6 protein-coding genes and 1 pseudogene are annotated in these 19,705 nt (G+C 44.3%); all 7 read right to left on the bottom strand.

The features are described from left to right. A partial coding sequence (locus AOQ29_RS06165; protein WP_114675005.1) for a DUF1542 domain-containing protein occupies positions 1-551 on the bottom strand: 551 nt, incomplete at its 3' end. Continuing rightward, on the bottom strand, positions 508-3,240 hold the full coding sequence (locus AOQ29_RS06160; protein WP_061993615.1) for a KxYKxGKxW signal peptide domain-containing protein: 2,733 nt from the start codon (positions 3,238-3,240) through the stop codon (positions 508-510). The genes AOQ29_RS06165 and AOQ29_RS06160, both read right to left, overlap by 44 nt. A 284-nt stretch (positions 3,241-3,524) precedes the next feature. Continuing rightward, positions 3,525-3,698 carry an LPXTG cell wall anchor domain-containing protein gene (locus AOQ29_RS08365; RefSeq protein ID WP_275936589.1) on the bottom strand — a complete coding sequence of 58 codons (174 nt, stop codon included), beginning with the start codon at positions 3,696-3,698 and terminating at the stop codon, positions 3,525-3,527. A 27-nt stretch (positions 3,699-3,725) separates the two neighbouring features. After that, positions 3,726-4,376: pseudogene (locus AOQ29_RS06155) on the bottom strand (DUF1542 domain-containing protein); the annotation flags it as partial. 15 nt (positions 4,377-4,391) lie between these two features. After that, positions 4,392-13,169 carry a DUF1542 domain-containing protein gene (locus AOQ29_RS06150; RefSeq protein WP_061993613.1) on the bottom strand — a complete coding sequence of 2,926 codons (8,778 nt, stop codon included), beginning with the start codon at positions 13,167-13,169 and terminating at the stop codon, positions 4,392-4,394. Between the two features lie 235 nt (positions 13,170-13,404). Then, positions 13,405-18,456 (bottom strand): DUF1542 domain-containing protein, encoded by a 5,052-nt coding sequence (locus AOQ29_RS06145; RefSeq protein WP_061993612.1) that lies wholly within the window; start codon positions 18,454-18,456, stop codon positions 13,405-13,407. A gap of 621 nt (positions 18,457-19,077) precedes the next feature. After that, positions 19,078-19,705: hypothetical protein (locus AOQ29_RS07640; RefSeq protein WP_158530763.1), on the bottom strand; the 628-nt coding region annotated here is incomplete at its 5' end.

Raw genomic sequence — 19,705 nt, 5'->3', positions numbered from 1 at the left:
TCCAAACCATCAATAGCATTTTGGGCCTGTTGAGCCAAGCTCTTGCGAGCCTCTGTCTTGTCATTTGACAAGTTATTAAAGATATCATTGGCCTTGTTTTGAGCATCGACAATTTGTTGAGCATTTGAAGCGTTGTTAATGTCGGCATTTGCCTGTTCGGCAGCTTTTTGAATAACAGCCTTTTGGACTGCCTTTTGCTCTGGTGTCAAATTGCCATTCAAATCAATGGCATTTTCAGCCGCTGTTGCCTGTTGGTCAATGGCGTTTTGGGCATTTGAAGAACCACCGTTGACCGTGCCAGTTGCGTTAGTCTTTTGGCTAGCCAATGGGGTGACATTCGAGTCATCCTTGGCTGTTTGGGTTGCCTTGTCAAAGTCTGAACCAGAAGCAACAACACTATTGGCTGCAGCTGGTGTTTGAGCAGCGTTCATCGCTGACTCCGCTGTAGCGTGGGCGGTATCCAAAGCATTTTGCCGGTCTTGCTTTTGCGCATCGGTCAAGTTTGGATCATTGGCAATCGCATTGGTGGCGTTCTGGTAGTTTTGAGCCAAGGTCGCATTCGCAGCCGTCTTGACTTAAGGATGGGTCATTTTGAATATTTGCTTGATCATTTGCCAATGCTTGTTGGAGCTTTTTAACGGCTGTAGCCTGTTGAGCTGCCAATGATGGAACATTTGAACTATCAGTATTCGTGGCAGCCACACCAGCTAAAGTACCATTAGCTTGCGCTGCGGTTGCGGAAGCCGGATCAGTTGCAGCATCAATACTTTGAATATCAGCATCACGGGCTTTTTGGACAGCCTGAATACGTTGATTTTTCTGATCAGTGGTCAGGTTATTGAGACCATTGATCGTACTTTCAGCCGCTGCCTCGGCCGCATTGGCTTTTTGAATGGCAGCCTTTTTGGCTGCATTCAAGCTGTTAATATTATCAGTCGCGGTTGCTGCTTTAGCTGAAAGATCATCGGCATTGGTTGCCATTGCAATCGTATCTTCAGCGTTTGCTTGCGCTTTATCCAAAGCAGCCTTTTGATCGGCCACCTCTGCCGGGGTCAAATCAGAATCACCATCCAAAGCTGCTTTTTGACTACGAATTGCCGCTTCAACATTGGCATCGGCTGTTGCCTTTTGCTGGTCAAAGCTAGGATTGGCCGCAGTATACTCACCGTTAAACTGTCCTTCAGCAGCAGCTAATGTATTGACGATTTGCTGAGCGGTTCCATTGGCAACTGCTTGCTTAGCCTTGGCAACATCTTGGGTAACCTTAGCTTCTTGGTCACTGACTTGTTGTGCAGTCAGTCCTTTATCCGCTTCAATCTTGGCGTTCGCTTCCTTTTGGTCAGCATCAATCTGCGAATCTGCAGCACTTTGGCGGGCACTTAACGTTTCCGCCCCGGCAGTGTGAGCTCCTTGAACAGCACTAGCTAAGGAGGTATCTCCTTCAGCAGTATTAATATCGTCCGCATCAGTCTTCGAAGCTAAGTTACTTTGCATTTGATTAATCGCGTCATTAATCACTTGCTTTTGGGCAGTTTTTTCAGCGTCAGTTAACGAGTTATCGGCATCAATATCCGCCAACTTTTGGGCAGTATTGTTATCTGACTCAAACTTAGCCAAAGCATCCGCTCGTTGCTGGTCAAGTGACTTGCCAGGTGTTGTACCAGCGTTAATAGCATCAGTCAAAGTTTGTTGCTTATTGGCAACATCATCCGCGCTAGTACCATCCGCATTTTGTAAGGCCTGGGATGCTTTATCAATAGCAGCCTTACGGTCAGCTTTTTCTTGATTAGTCAGCGTTGGATCAGCAGCAATGGTTGCTTCAGCATTTGAAACGGCAGTAGCTGCTGCAGAAATGGCATTCGCCTTTTGTTGTGCTGGGGTTGTTGTTGATGGGTGGTAGAGGGCATCTAGGGTAGCCTTGGCAGCCGCAGTATCTTGGCCTTGAATATCATCGGCATTATCAGCTTCGTTGATGACACCTGTTGCCTTAGTAATTGCATCTTTGATTTTTTGCTTTTGGTCATTTTTTTGAGCAGTAGTTAATCCTGTGTCGGCATCGATTTTTGCATTAACTGCATTCGCCTCTTTCTGCAAATCAGCAATAGCATTAGCTTGTTGTGTTGAAATTGGCAGACCTGACTTGTCGACCGCTTGAGTAGCAATAATCTGTTGTTGTGCTTGAACATCAGCATTATAGCTAGCATCTTGGTGGTCATGACTTGCCAAAGAAGTAGCTGCATTGGTAACTAATTGGTTGTTAGCTGTGATTTCTGCCTGTTTTTCAGCAGCAGTCAATGTTTTGTCAGCATCAATACTGCTAGTTACCTTATCAACTGTTGCTTGCATTGCCTGGGTCTTTGTATCACGATCAGTGGCCAAGGTCTGTTGATCTTTTGATGCTTGTGCAACATCCTTATCTAAGTTGGCTTGCAATTCATAAGAAATAGGGTTTGGGAAGTAGGCATACCAATTCCCATCGCTAGCGTTATAACGCATGTTCAATGTCACAGAGCCGTCCTGGTTGGCATGTGCTGTAAAGTCACTTTCTGTGGGTGAATATGAAGCTGTTTGTCCAGAGCTAACCTTCAATTTATCAATTTCATTATCATTAACTTGATATGAGAGAGTAACTGAACTATTGGGATTAGTTGAGTGATAAGTTATATAAAATGTAGTCTTCCCAGGCACATATAAAATTTGACCATTACCGTTCGCATCACGACGAACAAAAACACGCTTAGCTTGGTAATCAAAATTTCCATTATCTGGTCCTTGAGTCAAATGCGTATCAGCAGGCAAGTCAACAAACTTTCCAATAACTCCCTTAGCGTTATCCGTCAAGGCATCATATGCACTTTGACTTAGGCCAGATTGAGCCAAGGTATCAGCAACGTTCTGGTCTGTCTGTTGAACATAGTTCTTATTATTTGGATCAAACTGAGCGTTAACCCAATTGGTTAATGCTTGTTGGGTTGGAAATGCAGGCTTATCTTGAGACGTATCAGCCCCAGAATTTGAATTTGTACCATCATAATTGTACAAATAGTTATTCCAGGCATAGGCCGTCATTCCCTCACCAAATCCCAAGTTAGTATGCAATGTTTGACCAGCTAACTGGCCACCACCAGCAATAGCGAAAGCGGTTACTGCTGCGAAGAGCCAGATTTTTCCTGACTTGTACATCTTGTAATGTTCAGTTGCGTTTAAAGTTGTTTTTGTTGCTTGACTGTTATTTTTCATGTCCCCACCTCATGTATGTAATCTTTTCGTAACCTCTAGAATGATTATAATCTCGTATTCTAAACATTGCAAGTATTTTACAAGATTTCTTTATAATTTCTTTGATATGTTTAGAATAAGTCGGGTAAGTTATTTATTTGATACCGGTTACAACACCGTCATTAGCTGTTTTACAGGCTTTTCTAATCTTTTTAGCTAAAAAAATACAAAAAAAGGACCAAATACAATATTTGTATTTGGTCCTTCTTATTGTTACAAATCGTACATTTTCGGCAAATAATTACCTAATCATTCTTGCGTTGCTTTGTTACGGCCAAACTGAAGCCAGTTAGCATGATTAACAGCATTGCAATTTCAAATGCACTTTCAGAATCTCTTTCACCAGTATTTGGCAAAACAGGTGTTTCACTATCACCAGTTTCTGGCAGTGTTGGAGCTGGAACATTAGTGTTCTTCATTGCTTCAACAGTCTTATCCTCAGCAAGGTTCAAAGCAGTTTTAATTTCATCAGCTGATTGAGCCTTGTCAATGTCTGCCTTAGCTTCGGCTGCGGCCTTTTCGATGGCAGCAATCTTAGCCTGCTTTTGAGCTGGTGTTAATGATGAGTCAGCATTAACCTCATCAATCAAAGCCTGAGCCTTCTCGTCGATTTCAGCCTTAGCGGCGGCCTTCTGTTGGTCTAACGGTGTAATGTTAGAGAAGTCAGTAGCTGCAGCCTTAGCAGAATCAAAGTTCTTGTAATTAACATTAGTTTCCATTGAAGAAATATCAGTACCTTGGTTAATGGCATCCTTGGCTGCGGCATAAGCCTTATCCAAGGCAGCTTTACGTGCTGCCCTTTCGGCATCCGTCAAAGCGTGGTTATCGTTAATTTGCTCCAAAGCCTTTTGATATTCATCATCCAAGTTCTTCCGGTCGGTTTCCTTGGCGGCTTCGAGATCACTAACCTTCTTAATACCAGTCGTCTTGCCAGTAGTAATATCATCGGCTTGAGTGGCTGAATCAATAGCTGAGTTGGCAGCGTCGGCTTGCTTCTGCAAAGCCTGCTTCTGGGCCGCCTTATCAGCAGCTGACAAAGCTGGGTTGGCATCAACCTTAGCATCAGCAGCAGCTAATGCCTTCGCAATGGCGTCCTTGGCATCAGCCTTTTGTTAGTCGACAGTTTCAACACCGGTAGTATCTTGAGCGTTGGCAGTAGCCTTTGAATAAATTGAATCTGGCGCCAAGACATTTGAAACCGATGTTGGCGTGGTTGCCTGGTTAATAGCAGACTGGGCAGCTTGACGAGCACTTTCCAAATCAGAGACACGCTTAGTCTTTTCTGCTGAAGACAAGGCCTTGTTATCATTAACAGCCTTTTCAGCAGCCGTTATCTGGTCCGCCAATTGTTGGTCAGCGGCCTTCTTAGCATTTGCCAAGTCACCTAATGCCTGACCACCAACAGCGGCATCCTTGTTAATGTCATCAGCGTTGTCTGCACCAGCGATAGCCTTGTTGTAAGTATCCGCTTGGTTTTGCAAGACAGCATTTTGAGCATCCTTATCAGCCTGTGACAAGTTCTTGTCAGCATTAACCTGAGCTTTAGCAGCAGCCAAAGCTTGAGCAATGGCATTCTTTGCTGTGTCGTGTTGTTGGTCAACAGTTGGCAAGGCTGAGACGTCAGTCTGGGCCTTCAGAGCGTTGGCAAAATCAGATGAGTTTTCAGCGGCAGCAACGCCATCGTTATCAGTTGCCTGATCGACAGCATCACCGGCCTTGTTGTAAGCTGCTGTCACAGCTGCCACTCGGTCGGCCTTTTGCTGTGCATTCAAGGCCTTATCACTGTTGATTTGGTCGATTGCCTTTTGCGCTTCAGCAGCCAACTCTTTACGAGCATCCTGCTTAACTTGTGACAAACCATTGACCAAATCAAGAGCTGCTTGCTTAGCCTTGGTAATATCATCAGAGTTTGGTTGATTACCAATGTTAGCCTTAGCATCTGCAACAGCCTTGTCGATAGCGGCTTTTTGAGCGGCCTTTTGTTCAGGAGTTAGGTTACCATTTTGATCAATAGCTCCTTCGGCTGCAGTAGCTGCCTTATCTAAGTTATTCTTGGCAGTTGATCCGGCAGTATCAGCTGCACTAGTTGCATCAGCTCGTTGTTGAGCAACAGTCTTAACAGCAGAGACATCAGTTGCACTTCCCTGGGCCCTGTCAAAGTTTGAACCCTTGGCGGTAGCAGCTGTAACATTTGCTGGTGTTTCCGCGGCATTAATCAAACCTTGAGCATTCTTCTTAGCATCTTCAAGTTGAGCAATTCGGTCAGCCTTTTCACTTCCTGACAAATTAACATTCTTGTTAATATCAGCTTCAGCCTGATTGATTTGATCAGCCAAAGCCTTATCTGCGGCAGACTTAGCATTATTCAAATCAATCATTGCTTGCTTGTTATCCGCTGTAGTCTTCGCAATCGCATCGGCGTTATCTTCCTTAGCGACAGCGGCCTTAGCAGTGGCTGCCATTTGCTTCAAGACAGACTTTTGCGCAGTCTTATCGGTATCAGACAAGTTAGCATCGGCATCGACTGCCTTTTCAGCAGCTGCTTCATTGTCATCAATTGACTTTTCCGCATCAGCCTTTTGAGTATCAACTGTTGGTACATTATCTGTGGCACTCATAGCTGCTTCTGAAGCCTTGTCCACTCCGGCTTGGGCAGCTTGGTTAGCCTCATCTGCTGAGGTAGCCTTGTTAATTGTATTCTGAGCTGCCCTAGCAGCGGCATCAATGGCATTATTTGCAGCATCTTTTTGATCTTGGCTCAATGCCTTATTCGAATTGATAGTTGCGTGTTCTGCTGCGACAGTACTTGCCAATGTCTTATCAGCGGCCGTCTTGTCCATTCCAGCCAAAGTATCTTGCACTGCCTTAACATCCTTGTTCAATGAGTCAGCGTCGGTGTCTTGGGCGATTTTGTCGCGAGCGGCATCCGCTTGGGCCTTAACTGTTGCCTTTTGGGCATCTTTATCAGCTTGTGACAAAGAACTGTCGGCGTCAATCTTATCATCTGCGGCCTTTTCAGCGGCATCAACATCAGCCTTAGCGCTTGCCTTTTGGGCATCGATACTTGGCACAACAGACGTAACGGAAGTTCCGGCTTGGGTAGAGCTTGTTACACCAGTTTGAGCATCCTTGTTGGCATCGTCTGCTGAGGTAGCCTTGTTAATGTTGTCTTGGGCAGTCTTAGCAGCGACGTCAATCGCTTGGTTAGCTTGATCCTTTTGGGCTTGTGACAAGGCCTTATTGTTATTAACCGAATCGTGTTGACTCTTAACAGAATCAGCCAAGGTCTTATCCGCGGCTGTCTTGTCCATTCCAGCCAAAGTATCTTGCACTGCCTTAACATCGTTGTTCAATGAGTCAGCGTCGGTATCGTTGGCAATCTTAGTACGAGCGGCATCCGCTTGGGCCTTAACTGTTGCCTTTTGAGCATCCTTATCAGCTTGTGACAAAGAACCATCGGCATCAATCTTATCATCTGCGGCCTTTTCAGCGGCATCAACATCAGCCTTAGCGGTTGCCTTTTGGGTATCGATACTTGGCACAGCAGAGGTAACGGCAGTTCCAGCTTGAGTAGAGTTAGTTACACCAGCTTGGGCATCCTTGTTGGCATCATCTGCTGAAGTTGCCTTGTTAATGGTGTCTTGAGCAGTCTTAGCAGCGGCGTCAATCGCTTGGTTAGCTTGATCCTTTTGGGCTTGTGACAAGGCCTTATTGTTATTAACAGCCTCGTGTTGACTCTTAACTGAATCAGCCAAGGTCTTATCTGCGGCCGTCTTGTCCATTCCAGCAACAGTTGACTTACCGTTGTCGCGATAAGTATTCACATCATCAGCATTTTTGGCATTCGCAATATTGGTCCGAGCATTGTCGGCTTGCTCCTTGATTGTTGCCTTTTGAGCATCTTTGTCAGCTTGGGACAATGAACCATCATTATCAATTGCCTTATCAGCAGCAGCTTCGGCATCATCAATAGCTGCCTTAGCTGTATTTTTTTGAGAATCAATATCAGGTACATTGGCTCCCCTTTCCTGTTCTGCTAAAGTTCTGTCAGCTCCTGTGGTTGCATCTCCCAAAGCTTCAATCTTATTTGGTGCCTTATTAATATAATCTTGATAAGTAGCACGGACATCATCAATAGCTTTATTAGCAGCATCCTTTTGGGCTTGGGTCATGTTAACGTTGTCATTGATTAAAGCATGTTGCTTTTTTACAGCACTATCCAAAAACTCATCCGCAGTTGTCTTATCCAGATTATCCATCGCTTTTTGGTTATCTGAAATAGCTTTGTTAATATCATCAGCTGTCGAAGCGTCCGTCACTTGTTTCTTAGCAGCATTGGCTTGGTCATCAATGACAGCTTTTTGAGCTTGCTTATCTGCCTCTGACAATGTTGAATCAGTATCAACCTTAGCCTTAGCCTCAGTTGTCGCCTTGTCAATAGCTGAATCAGCATTTGCCTTCTGGGTTTCAACAGGAACAACATCAGCATCTGACGTTGCGGCTTTTTGAGCTTGGTCAAAGGTTGAACCTGCAGCCGTAACACCATTTACTGTATTAACATCTGAAGCTTCTGCAATTGTTCCTAGAGCGGTTTTGACTGCTGTGTTCAAGGCATTAATCCGGTCAGTCTTTTCTTGACTAGTTAACGCTTTATTGTTATTAACGGCCTCTGTTGCACTTTTAGCCTGACTTGCAACCGTTGTGGCAGCAACTGTTTGAGCATTTGCCAAAGCATTGATGGCATTTTTAGCATTCTTAACATTGGTTGCCAAATCATCAGCAGACTTTGAACTAGTATGGATTGGTTCTTGTGCTGCTTCAATATTGGCCAAAACCTGCTTTTGAGCGGATTTTTCATCAGCGGTTAACACATTATTAGCATCCACCTTAGCTTGTGCATCAGCTAGGGTTTGCTTCAAGGCAGTAACAGCATCTTGGGCTTGTTGGGCCACTGGTGTAACCTTTGAAAAGTCTGTATTGGCTGCTGTAGCATTATCCAAGTCAGTTGACTTAGCTGCGTTTTGAACATCCGCAATCGTAGTAGCTTGGTCAACCTTATTACCGGCTGCTTGGTATGCGGCAGTAATTGCTTGAACACGGGTTGCCTTATCAGCTGAACTCAAATCAGGGTTTGCATTAACCTTATCAATGGCGTTTTGAGCTTCTTGTGCCAACGCCTTACGAGCAGTCGCCTTAGCATCGTTCAAACCATTGATAGCATCAAGAGCTGATTGCTTAGCACTTGCAATACCATCGGCTGATTGAGCATTTCCAATACTTGCTTTGGCATTAGCAACAGCAGTTTGAATAGCTTGCTTTTGTGCTGCCTTTTGCTCTGGGGTCAATGAGCCATCAGTAGCAATGGCGTTTTCAGCAGCAGTCGCTGCCTTATCCAAGTTGTTTTCAGCTGTTTGTCCAGCTTGGTCAGCTGAACCTTGAGCAGCCGCTTGTTGGTCGGCAATTGATTGAACGCCATCATGTGATTGCGCTGTAGTAATTGCAGCAGCCAAACCGTTGTTTGCAACAGCATTGTTGATTGATGTTGCATCGGTAGCCTTATCAACCCCATCACCGGCATTTGCCAAGGCATCCTTAATCGCTTGAACACGACTAGCCTTTTGGTCGGCAGTCAATACTGGGTCTGCATTCACCTTATCAACAGCATCTTGTGCTTGCTTAGCTAAGGTTGCATGAGCTTGTTGCTTTTCAGCGTTAATTGTATTGACGTTATCAATAATTGCTTGCTTCAATGACGCAATTTGATCAGCTGATTGCGCGTTCTTGATGTTGTCCTTGGCAGTTTGAACGGCTTGGTCAATGGCTGCCTTTTCAACTGCCTTTTGGTCAGCAGTCAAATTACCATTTGTATCAATAGCATCTTTAGCAGCAGTAGCAGCTTGGTCAAGGTTATTCTTAGCTGTTTGAGCGGCACCGTCAACATCCGTTGAGGCGGAATTACGTTGTTCATCAAGTGATGGAACATTTGAGAAATCAGTTTGAGCATTAAGCGCATTTGTCAAATCATTGCTTGAGCTAGCACTATTGGCATCAGCTGGTGTCGTGGCACTGTCGATGTTGTTTGAAGCTGTTTGTGCAGCGGCATCAATTGCTTGGTTTCGCTTGTTTTTTTCTGCTTGAGACAAGTTAGCGTTGTTGTCAATCTTAGCCTTTGCTGCTGAAACGGCGCTATCCAAATTAGTATGAGCTGTGGACTTGGCATCCGTCAAAGCTTGCAAAGTTGCAGGAGCATTATCTGCATCGGTTTGGACATCGTCCGCCGTTTTGTCATTTGCAATCTTAGCATTCAAGTTGTCGGCTGCTGTCTTTAAGGCTGCCTTTTGGGCTGCCTTTTGGTCAGCTGTCAAGGTACTATCAGCGTCAACCTTAGCTTGAGCATCAGACAATGCTTTTTGAACGGTGCTCTTAGCCGTTTCAGCCTGTTGAGCAACGGTTTGCACACCATCATCCGATGTATTGGTATTAATAGCGTTCTTAAGAGCATCAGAGCCACCGGCCGCATTGTTAACTGTTGCTGTATCCGTTGCATTATCAACACCAGCAATGTCGTTGTTATAAGCTTGGGTAACTGCAGCAACACGTTCACCCTTCTGGGTCGTTGTCAAATTCGAATCATTATTAATTTTACTAATGGCATCGTTAGCCAATCCGGCCAATGACTTGTGTGCCGCAACCTTAGCATCTGTCAAACCACTTAATGTCGTTTCAGCAGCATTCTGAGCCTTGGTAATATCATCGGCAGTTTGAGCATTTTTAATATTTTTCTTGGCCTGAGTTACGGCTGCTTGAATAGCAGCCTTTTGTGCCTGCTTTTGGGCAGGAGTCAAAGCACCATTACTGTCAATAGTACCTTCAGCGACACTTGCTTGATCATCAATCTTATTGTTTGCAGCAGTTGCAGCAGAATCAACAGCATCGTTTGCAGCATCTTGTTGTTTGGCAACAGTTGGAACACTTGATGTATCCGTATTGGTCGTAATTGCACTGTTCAAAGCTGGAGCACTTTTAGCAGTGGCAACGTCAGCTGAAGTGGTTGCCTGATCAACATTGTTAATCGCGGCGTTGTAGGCATTTGTGACGTTTTGCACCCGACTTGCCTTTTCAGCAGATGACAAAACTGGTGAAGCATTAATTTGGTCAATTGCAGCTTGGGCTTGCTTTGCCAAGGCAGTATGAGCGTCGGCCTTATCAGCTTGCAATTGTTGGATAGCCTGAACTGCAGCAGCTTGGGCCTTGGCAATAGCATCAGCATCGTTTGCATTTGAAATGCTTGCCTTTTGTTGGGCAACGGCTAAATCAATAGCAGTCTTTTGAGCTGCCTTTTGTTCAGGTGTCAACGAACCATCTTGAGCAATGGCATTTTCAGCAGCTGTCTTAGCATTATCAATTGCTGTCTTAGCATCAGTTCCCGCGTTATCAACTTTTGCTTCGGCATTCTTTTGTTGGTCAGTCACTGAGGCAATGCCATCATGTGATTGAGAAGCTGTGATGGCATTGGTCAAACCGGTATCATTTGTAGCTGTATTTGCGTCAGTTGCAGAAGTTGCCTTATCAACGTTCAGCAAAGCGGCATCACGGGCTGCGTTAACAGCATTAATCCGGTCGGTCTTTTGCTGGCTGGTTAATGAATTATCGGCATTGACTGTGTTAACTGCATTTGCTGCTTGAGTATTCAAAGTCTGACGATCAGTCTTTTTGGCATCTGATAATCCTGACAAGTTTGTTTGGGCAGCTGAAACATCTGAGTTCACGTCATCAGCGGTTGTAGCTGAATCAACCTTAGACTTAGCTGCTTGAGCAGCTGCATCAATTGCATTTGATTGTGCAGTCTTCTCGGCATCTGGCAATGTTGGATCAATGTCAGACTTTGCCTGTGTTGCTGCTTGATCAATGGCTGTTTCTGCATCTTTTTGACGGTCAGGCAATGGCTTTCCAGCGGTATACTGACCATTCAATTGTCCTTGCGCCGTTTGCATTGCAGCTGCAATTGTTTGAGCTGTACCATTTGCATAGCTTTGCTTAATTGTTGCGGCTTGTGCATCAACCTTAGCCTTTTGAGCTGTCTTTTCATCGGATGTCAAAATATTATCAGCATCGATTGTCTTCTTGGTAATTTCTGCATATTGGTCAACTTGTGAATCCGCTTGTGCGGCTTGCTGTGAAACAGGTGTTCCAGCTGTGTGCTGAATATTTGCCACTTGAGAAGCATCATTCTTCACCGCATCTTGAATACCTTGAGCCGTTGTAGCTGCGTTCACATCATTCGATACCTTAGCAACCGTATCGTTAACAGCCTTTGTTTGAGTTTGCTTTTGGGCATCGGTCAACGTTGGGTCATTCGCAATGGCATCTAAGGTGCTTTGTACATTGTTGTCTGACTTGAACTTAGCAATTGCTGCAGCCTTTTGATTATCAACGGTATCACCTGGCTTTTCACCAGCCGCAATGGCATCGTTCAATGCTTGTTGCTTAGCAGCAACATCATCAGGAGTTGCTTGAGCATTTTGCAAGTTTGTCACCGCTGTGTCAATGGCAGTCTTACGGGCGGCCTTTTCAGCATCTGTCAAGGTTGGTTCAGCATCAATGGCACTTTTTGCAGCTGTTGCCAATCCAGGTGCTGCATTAACAGCATCAGTTTTTTGTTGAGCTGGTGTAGCTGTTGACTTTTGATACAATGCGGCTATCTTAGCGTTTGCATCAGGTGTATCTTGACCTTGAATGTCATCCGCATTATCAGCATTGTTAATAGTATTAGTTGCTGCAGCCAAGGCATCATTAACAGCCTTTGTTTGGGCTTGCTTTTGAGCAGTTGTCAAACCATTGTCATTAGCAATGTTTTGCAAGGCTTGGTTAGCTGTTGTTGTCAAATCCTTAACAGCTTGCTTTTGCTGGTCTGGAATTGGTGTGCCAGGAGTCTTAGCTGCAGCTGTTGCACTATCAACAGCATTTTGCAAAGCTGGCATATTAGCATTCCAATCAGAAACATAATACGTTGTCTTAGCTGCATTGTTTTCAGCATCAATAGCATTTTGAATAGCTTGCTTCTTAGCTGCCTTTTGAGCAGCGGTCAAAGTCTTATCAGCGTCAATCTGTTGATTAGCTGTTGTTTGAGCGGTAGCGTTCTTTGATGCAACATCTGAACGTTTATTTGCCAAGGTTGTGTTATCGGCATTAGCTTGAGCTAACGTCTGTTGGTGCTGTGCAGCCGTCTGGAAGGCAACGTGAATTGGGTAATAGCCATACCAGTTATCATTTCCGTGGTCATGATAACGCATGTTCAAGGTAACGTTGTCACCTCCATCACCAACGTTTGCATCAGTTGGCGTATATGAAACCGTTTGTTCAGGTTGAACACTAGAGAACAACTTCATTTCATTTGTTGAACCATTACCAATTTGTGCTTGGAAAGACACATCGACGTTTGTACTGGTGTTACCGTGAACGGTAATGAAGAAAGTTGTCGTACCGGCAACGAAAGTGATACGCCCTTGACCATGGACAAGCTGAATAAAGGCATCTTGCACCCAGTAATCCATGTTAATTTTACTATCTTGAGCAACACCGACATCCTTTGGCAGTGTGACATACTTACCAATGACACCGGCACCAACATCAATTTGTCCAGTCGTTGGGTCAGTAAACTGTTGGTTAATCCAAGCCGTCAAGGCATCGTTACTTTTAAAGTAAGAACCAGCTGCTTGTGTGTTATCTTGCAAAATATTGGCAGCCGATGCGTGCATTGAATTACCTAAATCAGGCTGGGCAGCTTGGACCGCACCAACTAAGGCAAAGGCCGTAATTCCAGCAAAAAACCAGTGCTTGCCGGCCTTGTACATCTTGTAATGTTCCGTCTTATTAATGTTATCTTTCATTTCATCACCTCATAAAAGTAATAATTTTGTAACCTCAAGAACTATTATAATATGTGTTTTTATAGATTTCAATACGATTACAATAATTTCTGTATATTTCTTTATAAATATAATTGCAACTCGAATCATTCTAAATTAAACTTCAATCTTAGCCCCATAAATCCCTTTAAAAACAAAAAACGACCAATTCTTATGAATTGATCGTCTTTATGCAAATTAACATCGAGGTTAATTTTTATTTGTCATTCTTCTTACGGCGAGAAATACCGGCGAAGAAGAAGGCTGATACAGCAGCGAGCATTTCTGCTGCGAAGATTGAATCATTACCATGACGGGCAACGCGGCTCGTTTCTGGCAAAACTGGAGATGAAGTATCAGGAAGAGCTGGTTGAGGCTTTGGTTCAGCGTATTGCTCCTGAACCGTTGTCTCGTAAGCAGCTTCTGCATCAACCGTTCCAATCTTGATTCCATCAAGGATAGAATCTGCATCTTGGGCGTTGTTAACCGCGGCCTTAGCCTTAGCAACAGCGTCATCAAGCATTGCCAAGTCCTTGTTCTTTTGTTCTTGGGTCAACTTTGGATCGTTCATGATTCTTGCACGAATCTCAGCAGCCTTTTCATCAATCTTAGCCAAGGCAGCAGCCTTTTGTGCGGCCAAATCTTGACCAGGTTGGTGAGCATCAGCCATGGCCTTAGCAGCCTTGGCTTGTGCATCCAAGATATCTTGAGCACCATTAGAACTGTTAACATCAGCTTGAGCGGCCTTCAAGGCAGCATCGATAGCAGCCTTTTGGGTAGCCTTTTCATTAGCTGACAATGTCTTATCAGCATCGATAGCAGCCTTTTGGGTAGCCTTTTCATTAGCTGACAATGTCTTATCAGCATCGATAGCAGCCTTGGCCTTGTCAGCAGCATCTTGCAAGTCTGACAAAGCACTTTGCTTTTGCTGAGCAACAGTTGGCAACTTTGAAGTATCACCGGCAGTTGCTGAAGCTTGGTCAAAGACTGAACCCTTAGCAGTTGCGGCATTTGCCTCATCTGGAGTTGTAGCATTGTTAATGATGTCTTGAGCAGCCTTCTTAGCGGCTTCAACATCAGCCACACGCTTTGCCTTTTCTTCCTTAGAAAGAACTGGGTTAGCATTAATGGCATCTTCAGCATCCTTAGCCTTCTTAGCTAAGTCAGCATCGGCAGCTTGTTCAGCAGCTTGAAGGTCAGAGATATCCTTGGCACCCTTGTCAGATGCAGCAGTGACATCATCAGCTGACTCAGCTCCGTCAATTGCCTTGTTAGCAGCATCAGCTTGAGCTTCCAAAGTCTTCTTTTGAGCGGCCTTGTCGGCATCTGAAGCGTTTGGATCAGTATCAACAGCAGCTTCGGCACTCTTCAAAGCATCGGCGATAGCGTTCTTAGCCGTCTTTTGTTGGTCAGCAACAGTTGGCAAACCAGTTGTGTCACCTGCAGTAGCAGCAGCCTTAGCAAAGGCTGAGTCTGAACCAGTAGCAGCGGTGGCATCTGCAGGAGTTGTGGCATTGTTAATGGTATCTTGGGCAGTCTTCTTAGCGGCCTCAATAGCAGCAACACGCTTTGCCTTTTCATCCTTTGAAAGGTTTGGATTACCATTGATAGCATCTTCAGCGTCCTTAGCCTTCTTAGCTAAGTCGGCATCAGCTGCTTGTTGAGCAGCTTGTAGACCAGAGATATCCTTAGTACCCTTATCAGATGCATCTTGAATGTCATCAGCAGTTTTAGCGTCGGTAACAGCTTGCTTGTCTTTATCCGCTTGAGTTTCTAGGGTCTTCTTTTGAGCAGCCTTGTCAGCGGCTGAAGCGTTTGGGTCAGCATCAACAGCAGCTTCGGCATTCTTCAAAGCACCATCAATTGCCTCTGTAGCAGTCTTCTTCTGGTCATCAATTGATGGCAAGTTTGAAGCATCACCGGCTGTCTTAGCAGCATTGGCAAAGGGTGAGTTTGAACCAGAGGCAGCAGCGGCATCTGTTGGGGTTGTTGCATTGTTAATGGCATCTTGGGCAGTCTTTTGAGCAGCTTGCAAATCAGCCAGGCGCTTTGCCTTTTCACTTTTTGAAAAGGCTGCATTATTATTGATACCATTTTCAGCATCGCTGGCAGCCTTAGCTAAAGCTGCATTTGATGCTTGTTGAGCAGCTTGCAAATCAGTAACTGAACTAGCGGCCTTTTGGGCGGCAGCATCGGCGGCGGCTGGACTAGCGGCGTTAGTAATATCATTTGTTTGGGCAGCATTGGCCTGGTCTTGCAACGTCTTCTTTTGAGCAGCTACTGCTTCAGGATTGTTCTTCAAACTTGGGTCTGCATCAACGGCTTTTTGAGCATCAGTCAATGCGTCGGCCACTGTCTTGTTGGCAGCTTGTTGACCGTCTTGAGTGTTCTTAACTCCATCAGCTGCAGAATTACCAGCTTGAGTAGCTTGGTCAGGTGTCGTTGCATTGGCAATATCATTCTTTTGCGCAGCAGCAGCTTGGTCAGCCAAAGCCTTTTTTTGCGCAGCCTTACCAGCTGGGTTATTAGCCAAACTAGGGTCTGCATCAACGGCAGCTTGGGCCTTAGTCAAAGAATCAGCAACTGCTTTGTTAGCGGATTCTTGGGCGGCTTGCAAACCACTCACTGCACTTGAACCAGCAGTTCCGGCGTTAGCGACTTCTGAAGGGTCTGTTGAAGCACCAACAGCTTTTTGGGCTGCGGCAGCCTGGGCTGCCAAAGCGTTCTTTTGGGCAGTCTTGGCATCTGGATTATTAGCCAAACTTGGGTCTGCATCAACGTTTTGTTGGGCCTTAGTCAAGGCATCAGCAATTTGCTTATTAGCTGCAGCTTGATCTTTTTGTAAGTCAGTTGTCTTACCTGCATCGTTACCGGCTGCCTTTGCTTGATCAGCATTGGTTGCCTTGTTAATTTCAGCCATTGTTGCATCGGCTTGTTGTTGCAAAGCAGCTTCTTGAGCCTTCTTTGCGGTTGCGGCGGCTGTTGGATCCATGTTATTGAAACTAGGGTCTGTTTCAACTTTATTCTTAGCAGTAGTCAAAGCATCAGCAACAGCCTTGTTTGCAGCTTGTTGCGCAGCTTGAAGCTTTTTCATGTTGTCAACAGCGGTGTTCTTCATAGCAGTCAAATCATCAGTTTCTTTGGCGCTGTCAAGTTGAGCAGTTGCAGTATCGGCTTGTTTTTGAATTTGAGCTTGTTGAGCTGACAATGCTGTCGTGTTCTTCTGAAGATTAGGATCTTGTGCAGCAGCGGCCTTAGCATCCGCGGCTGCGGCTGCAACATAGGCCTTATTCATAGCCTTTTCCAAAGCCAACTTATGTTGCGCAACTGTTTCAGCATCTGTTCCGGGATCATTTTGCAAATCCTTTAAGGCTGAGCTAATGGCATTCTTTAAATTAGTCTTATCAGTGTCAGACAAGTTCTGGTTACCATCAATAGCACTAGATGCAGTAGCGGCATCTGTTGCTCCCTGCGTTGCAGCAGCTTGTTGCTGTTCTTTAGCAGATGAGGTTGACTTAGTATAGTCATTTGGCAAATCTGTCGCTTGCTGACTAGCCATAATTTTAGTAATATCATCAGCATCATTTGAATTAGGGTCAGAAGCATTTGTATTTAATGCCTTCAATGCATTATAAGGTGTATCGTGATCAGATTGCGCTTTAGCACTTTGTTTGTCCTTCTCAGACTGGGTCAAACCAGTATCAGCCTTGATATTTCCAAGAACAGTGGACAATTCACTATCCAACAGACTTTCAGCATTGGCAACCTGAGTAGCAACACTTGGTTGTGTTTGGTATGTTGTCACACTATTTGTAGCATTAGTATTGTTCTTTGCAAAATCAGATGGGAAAATTGTACTATTCAATGTGTTCTTAGCAGATGTAACATTGTCTTTGATTTGGTTTTCAGCATTCTGCTTTTGGTCTGAAGTCAATGTCTTATCATTTTGAATTTTGTTGATAGTATCTTGGGCTTGCCCGTCAATCTTAGAAACAGCATCGCTGACGTTTTGAGACATGGTTGCCAAGTCAGCTGCGGTCTTCTTAGTTTGGGCTTGCAATGAAGCTAAATTTTGAACCTTAACGTTTGAGTAGGCAACACCATCGTTTAATCCAGAAGCATTTCCAGTATTATCAACAGATTTACCACTATCCGACACATACGAAATATTAAGGTTGGTAACCTTAGCGGCATCGGCATCGCTCATGCTAGGCATCGCAAGTGTATTCATCTCTTGATTACGAGGGCTTCCACCACCTATCTGGCTCCAAGTATAAGTTGTTGAATGCCTTGTGCTAGCATCCAAAATCTTTTCGTTATAGGCCAAAGTTCCAGTATTGGCTGTATAGTAGTCAGGGTCTGCAGCCACTGTCACTTTGTTCCCTGAGGAATCGGTTGTCGTACTTGCAACAGGACTACCTGCTTTAGTGGCTGGTGCACCGTTACTATTACCAACATAAACGTTGGCATTATTATCTGCCCCTTGTGACTGAATCTGGAAGGTAGTTGTACCAGGGATGTAGACCATCTTCAGTACTGGGTGGTTCACACCAGAAGCATCCGTTTGTGGGTCCAAGTAAACATAAACTTGTTTAACTTGGAAGTTCATATATTGACCATGATCATATCCAATTTTTGTCTGCATTGGTAAATCAAATAAGGCACCAGTAACGGCGTCAGAGAAGGTATTGAACTTAACAACACTTCCCATTTGAGCGGGGTCATCGGCTGGCAAGTACTTTGACGTATCAAAAGCTGCAGAAGCCGAAGCACCATTGACAGCTGCAGCAGCACTACCGGCATCATTGCCTATTTTACTGTCCAAAAGAGAACCAAGATTTGCTGAACTAGCGTTATCTAGTGAATAGCTCTCATATTCTGCATTGTTTTTATCTGCATCAGGATAGACGTCGTCCGAATCTTGACTTTCTGCTGAGCCTGAATCAGCTTGGGAACCACTAGTGGAATTAGTGGTATTTGATTGAGAATCAGTTGCAGAATTCTTACTGCTTTCAGTTTGTGTAGTAGTTTTACTTGCTGACTTTGAATCAACAGTGCTTTGTGATGCTGACGTACTTGCCACAACTGAAGCTGAAGTACTACCAGCTTGTGAAGCAGATGTACTTGCGGCTGCCGTACTTGTTGCTTCTGAAGCCGAAGTACTTGCTGATTGCGATGTCGACGCGCTTGTTGACTGTGAAGCAGCTTTTTGCTCTGGAGTCTGAGAAGTCGAAGTCGAATTTTCATCCGCCGACGCATTCAACATCATTGAATGTCCATCGCCTAAGAAGTTAGGAACGACACCAGGCTTAGCTTGCGCTGCGCCGGTGACGGCAAATGCGGCAACTGCCGCAAATAGCCAGAGTTTACCTCACTTATACATCTTGTAGTGCTTTTTCATAGTAAATTTATCTACTCTACTTTCCATGTATTTCCACCTCTAAATGTGTGCTTTCTTGAAACTTACAAGATAAATTATAATGTATCTTTACTTATATTTCAATACTATTACCAGAAATAATTTAATATTTATTTAATTTATTTAGAAATGTTAGATTTCATTTGTCACTATATTCAAAATAAGTTAATATTTTTATAACGCACTTTAATAGGCATTAAAACAGTATTTAGTTATGTCTTCTCATTTTAAAAGACACATAAGTAATCATATTTTATTCCAATTTCATTGTTTTACTTAGAATAATTTTTATTATAAAGTACATATATATGCTTAGAATTCATTTGAAATTAGCGCATTTTTCCTTATGTTACAAATTAAATATAAACGTAATGTTTATTTTGATTCCAAATAAAAAGTGGCCCCCACTGTCGTTAAAACAGTGAGGACCACTTCTTTTGATTGGTCAGCCTTTGGCAGGACTAATCGTATTTATTTCTTTTCTCCTTTCTTACCTTTCTTTGATTTTTTACTAAAGTTAATTCCTGACCAACTAGCTAACAAGCTTGCCAAAGCCAGAGCTGTGACGTCCTTTGAATCTTCATCATAGCGATGAACCCGTGAAGTATCAGGCAAAGCTGGTTCGTCGCTTGTTTCAGGCAACGTCTCTGACGATGTCTGACTCGTTTGGTTATCCGTATCTGGCAATATTTCTACCGGTGCAGGACTCGTTTGGCTATCCGTAACCGGCAAGTTTGTGGCAACTGCGGACGCTTGAGCCTTAATCTCAGCCAATGTGGCATTGAAGCGAGCATAGGCTCGATCAATATCCGCTTGACTTTGAGCATGGGCTAAGTCGTCCAGCAATTGCTTCTTGGCTTGGTCAATGGCGGCATCAAAGCGGTGGTCTTGGTTTGGTACTGTTTGTGCAGCATCATTGGCCTTGTCGATGACCGCCTGCTTGTCTTTTGCCTGACCTTGCATGCCAGCTAAGTTTTGCTGGTAGGTAGCCAGGATTTGGTTAATCGTGTCAGTATTGCCAGCTTTATTCAAGTCAGCAATGGCTTGGTTAACTAGAGCCGTAATGGCTCCCTGATAATTACCTTGTTGACCACTTGGC

It is taken from the genome of Fructobacillus ficulneus, from assembly GCF_001047075.2.
GTDB classification, from domain to species: domain Bacteria; phylum Bacillota; class Bacilli; order Lactobacillales; family Lactobacillaceae; genus Fructobacillus; species Fructobacillus ficulneus.
Note: the sequence above shows the minus strand (reverse complement) of the source record. Positions and strands in the feature narration are given on the sequence as shown.

Bases quoted from the DNA above. Each gene is read 5' to 3' on its own strand.
- AOQ29_RS06160 (WP_061993615.1), bottom strand. From the start codon at position 3,240: ATGAAAAATAACAGTCAAGCAACAAAAACAACTTTAAACGCAACTGAA.
- AOQ29_RS08365 (WP_275936589.1), bottom strand. From the start codon at position 3,698: ATGAAGAACACTAATGTTCCAGCTCCAACACTGCCAGAAACTGGTGAT.
- AOQ29_RS06150 (WP_061993613.1), bottom strand. From the start codon at position 13,169: ATGAAAGATAACATTAATAAGACGGAACATTACAAGATGTACAAGGCC.
- AOQ29_RS06145 (WP_061993612.1), bottom strand. From the start codon at position 18,456: ATGATGTTGAATGCGTCGGCGGATGAAAATTCGACTTCGACTTCTCAG.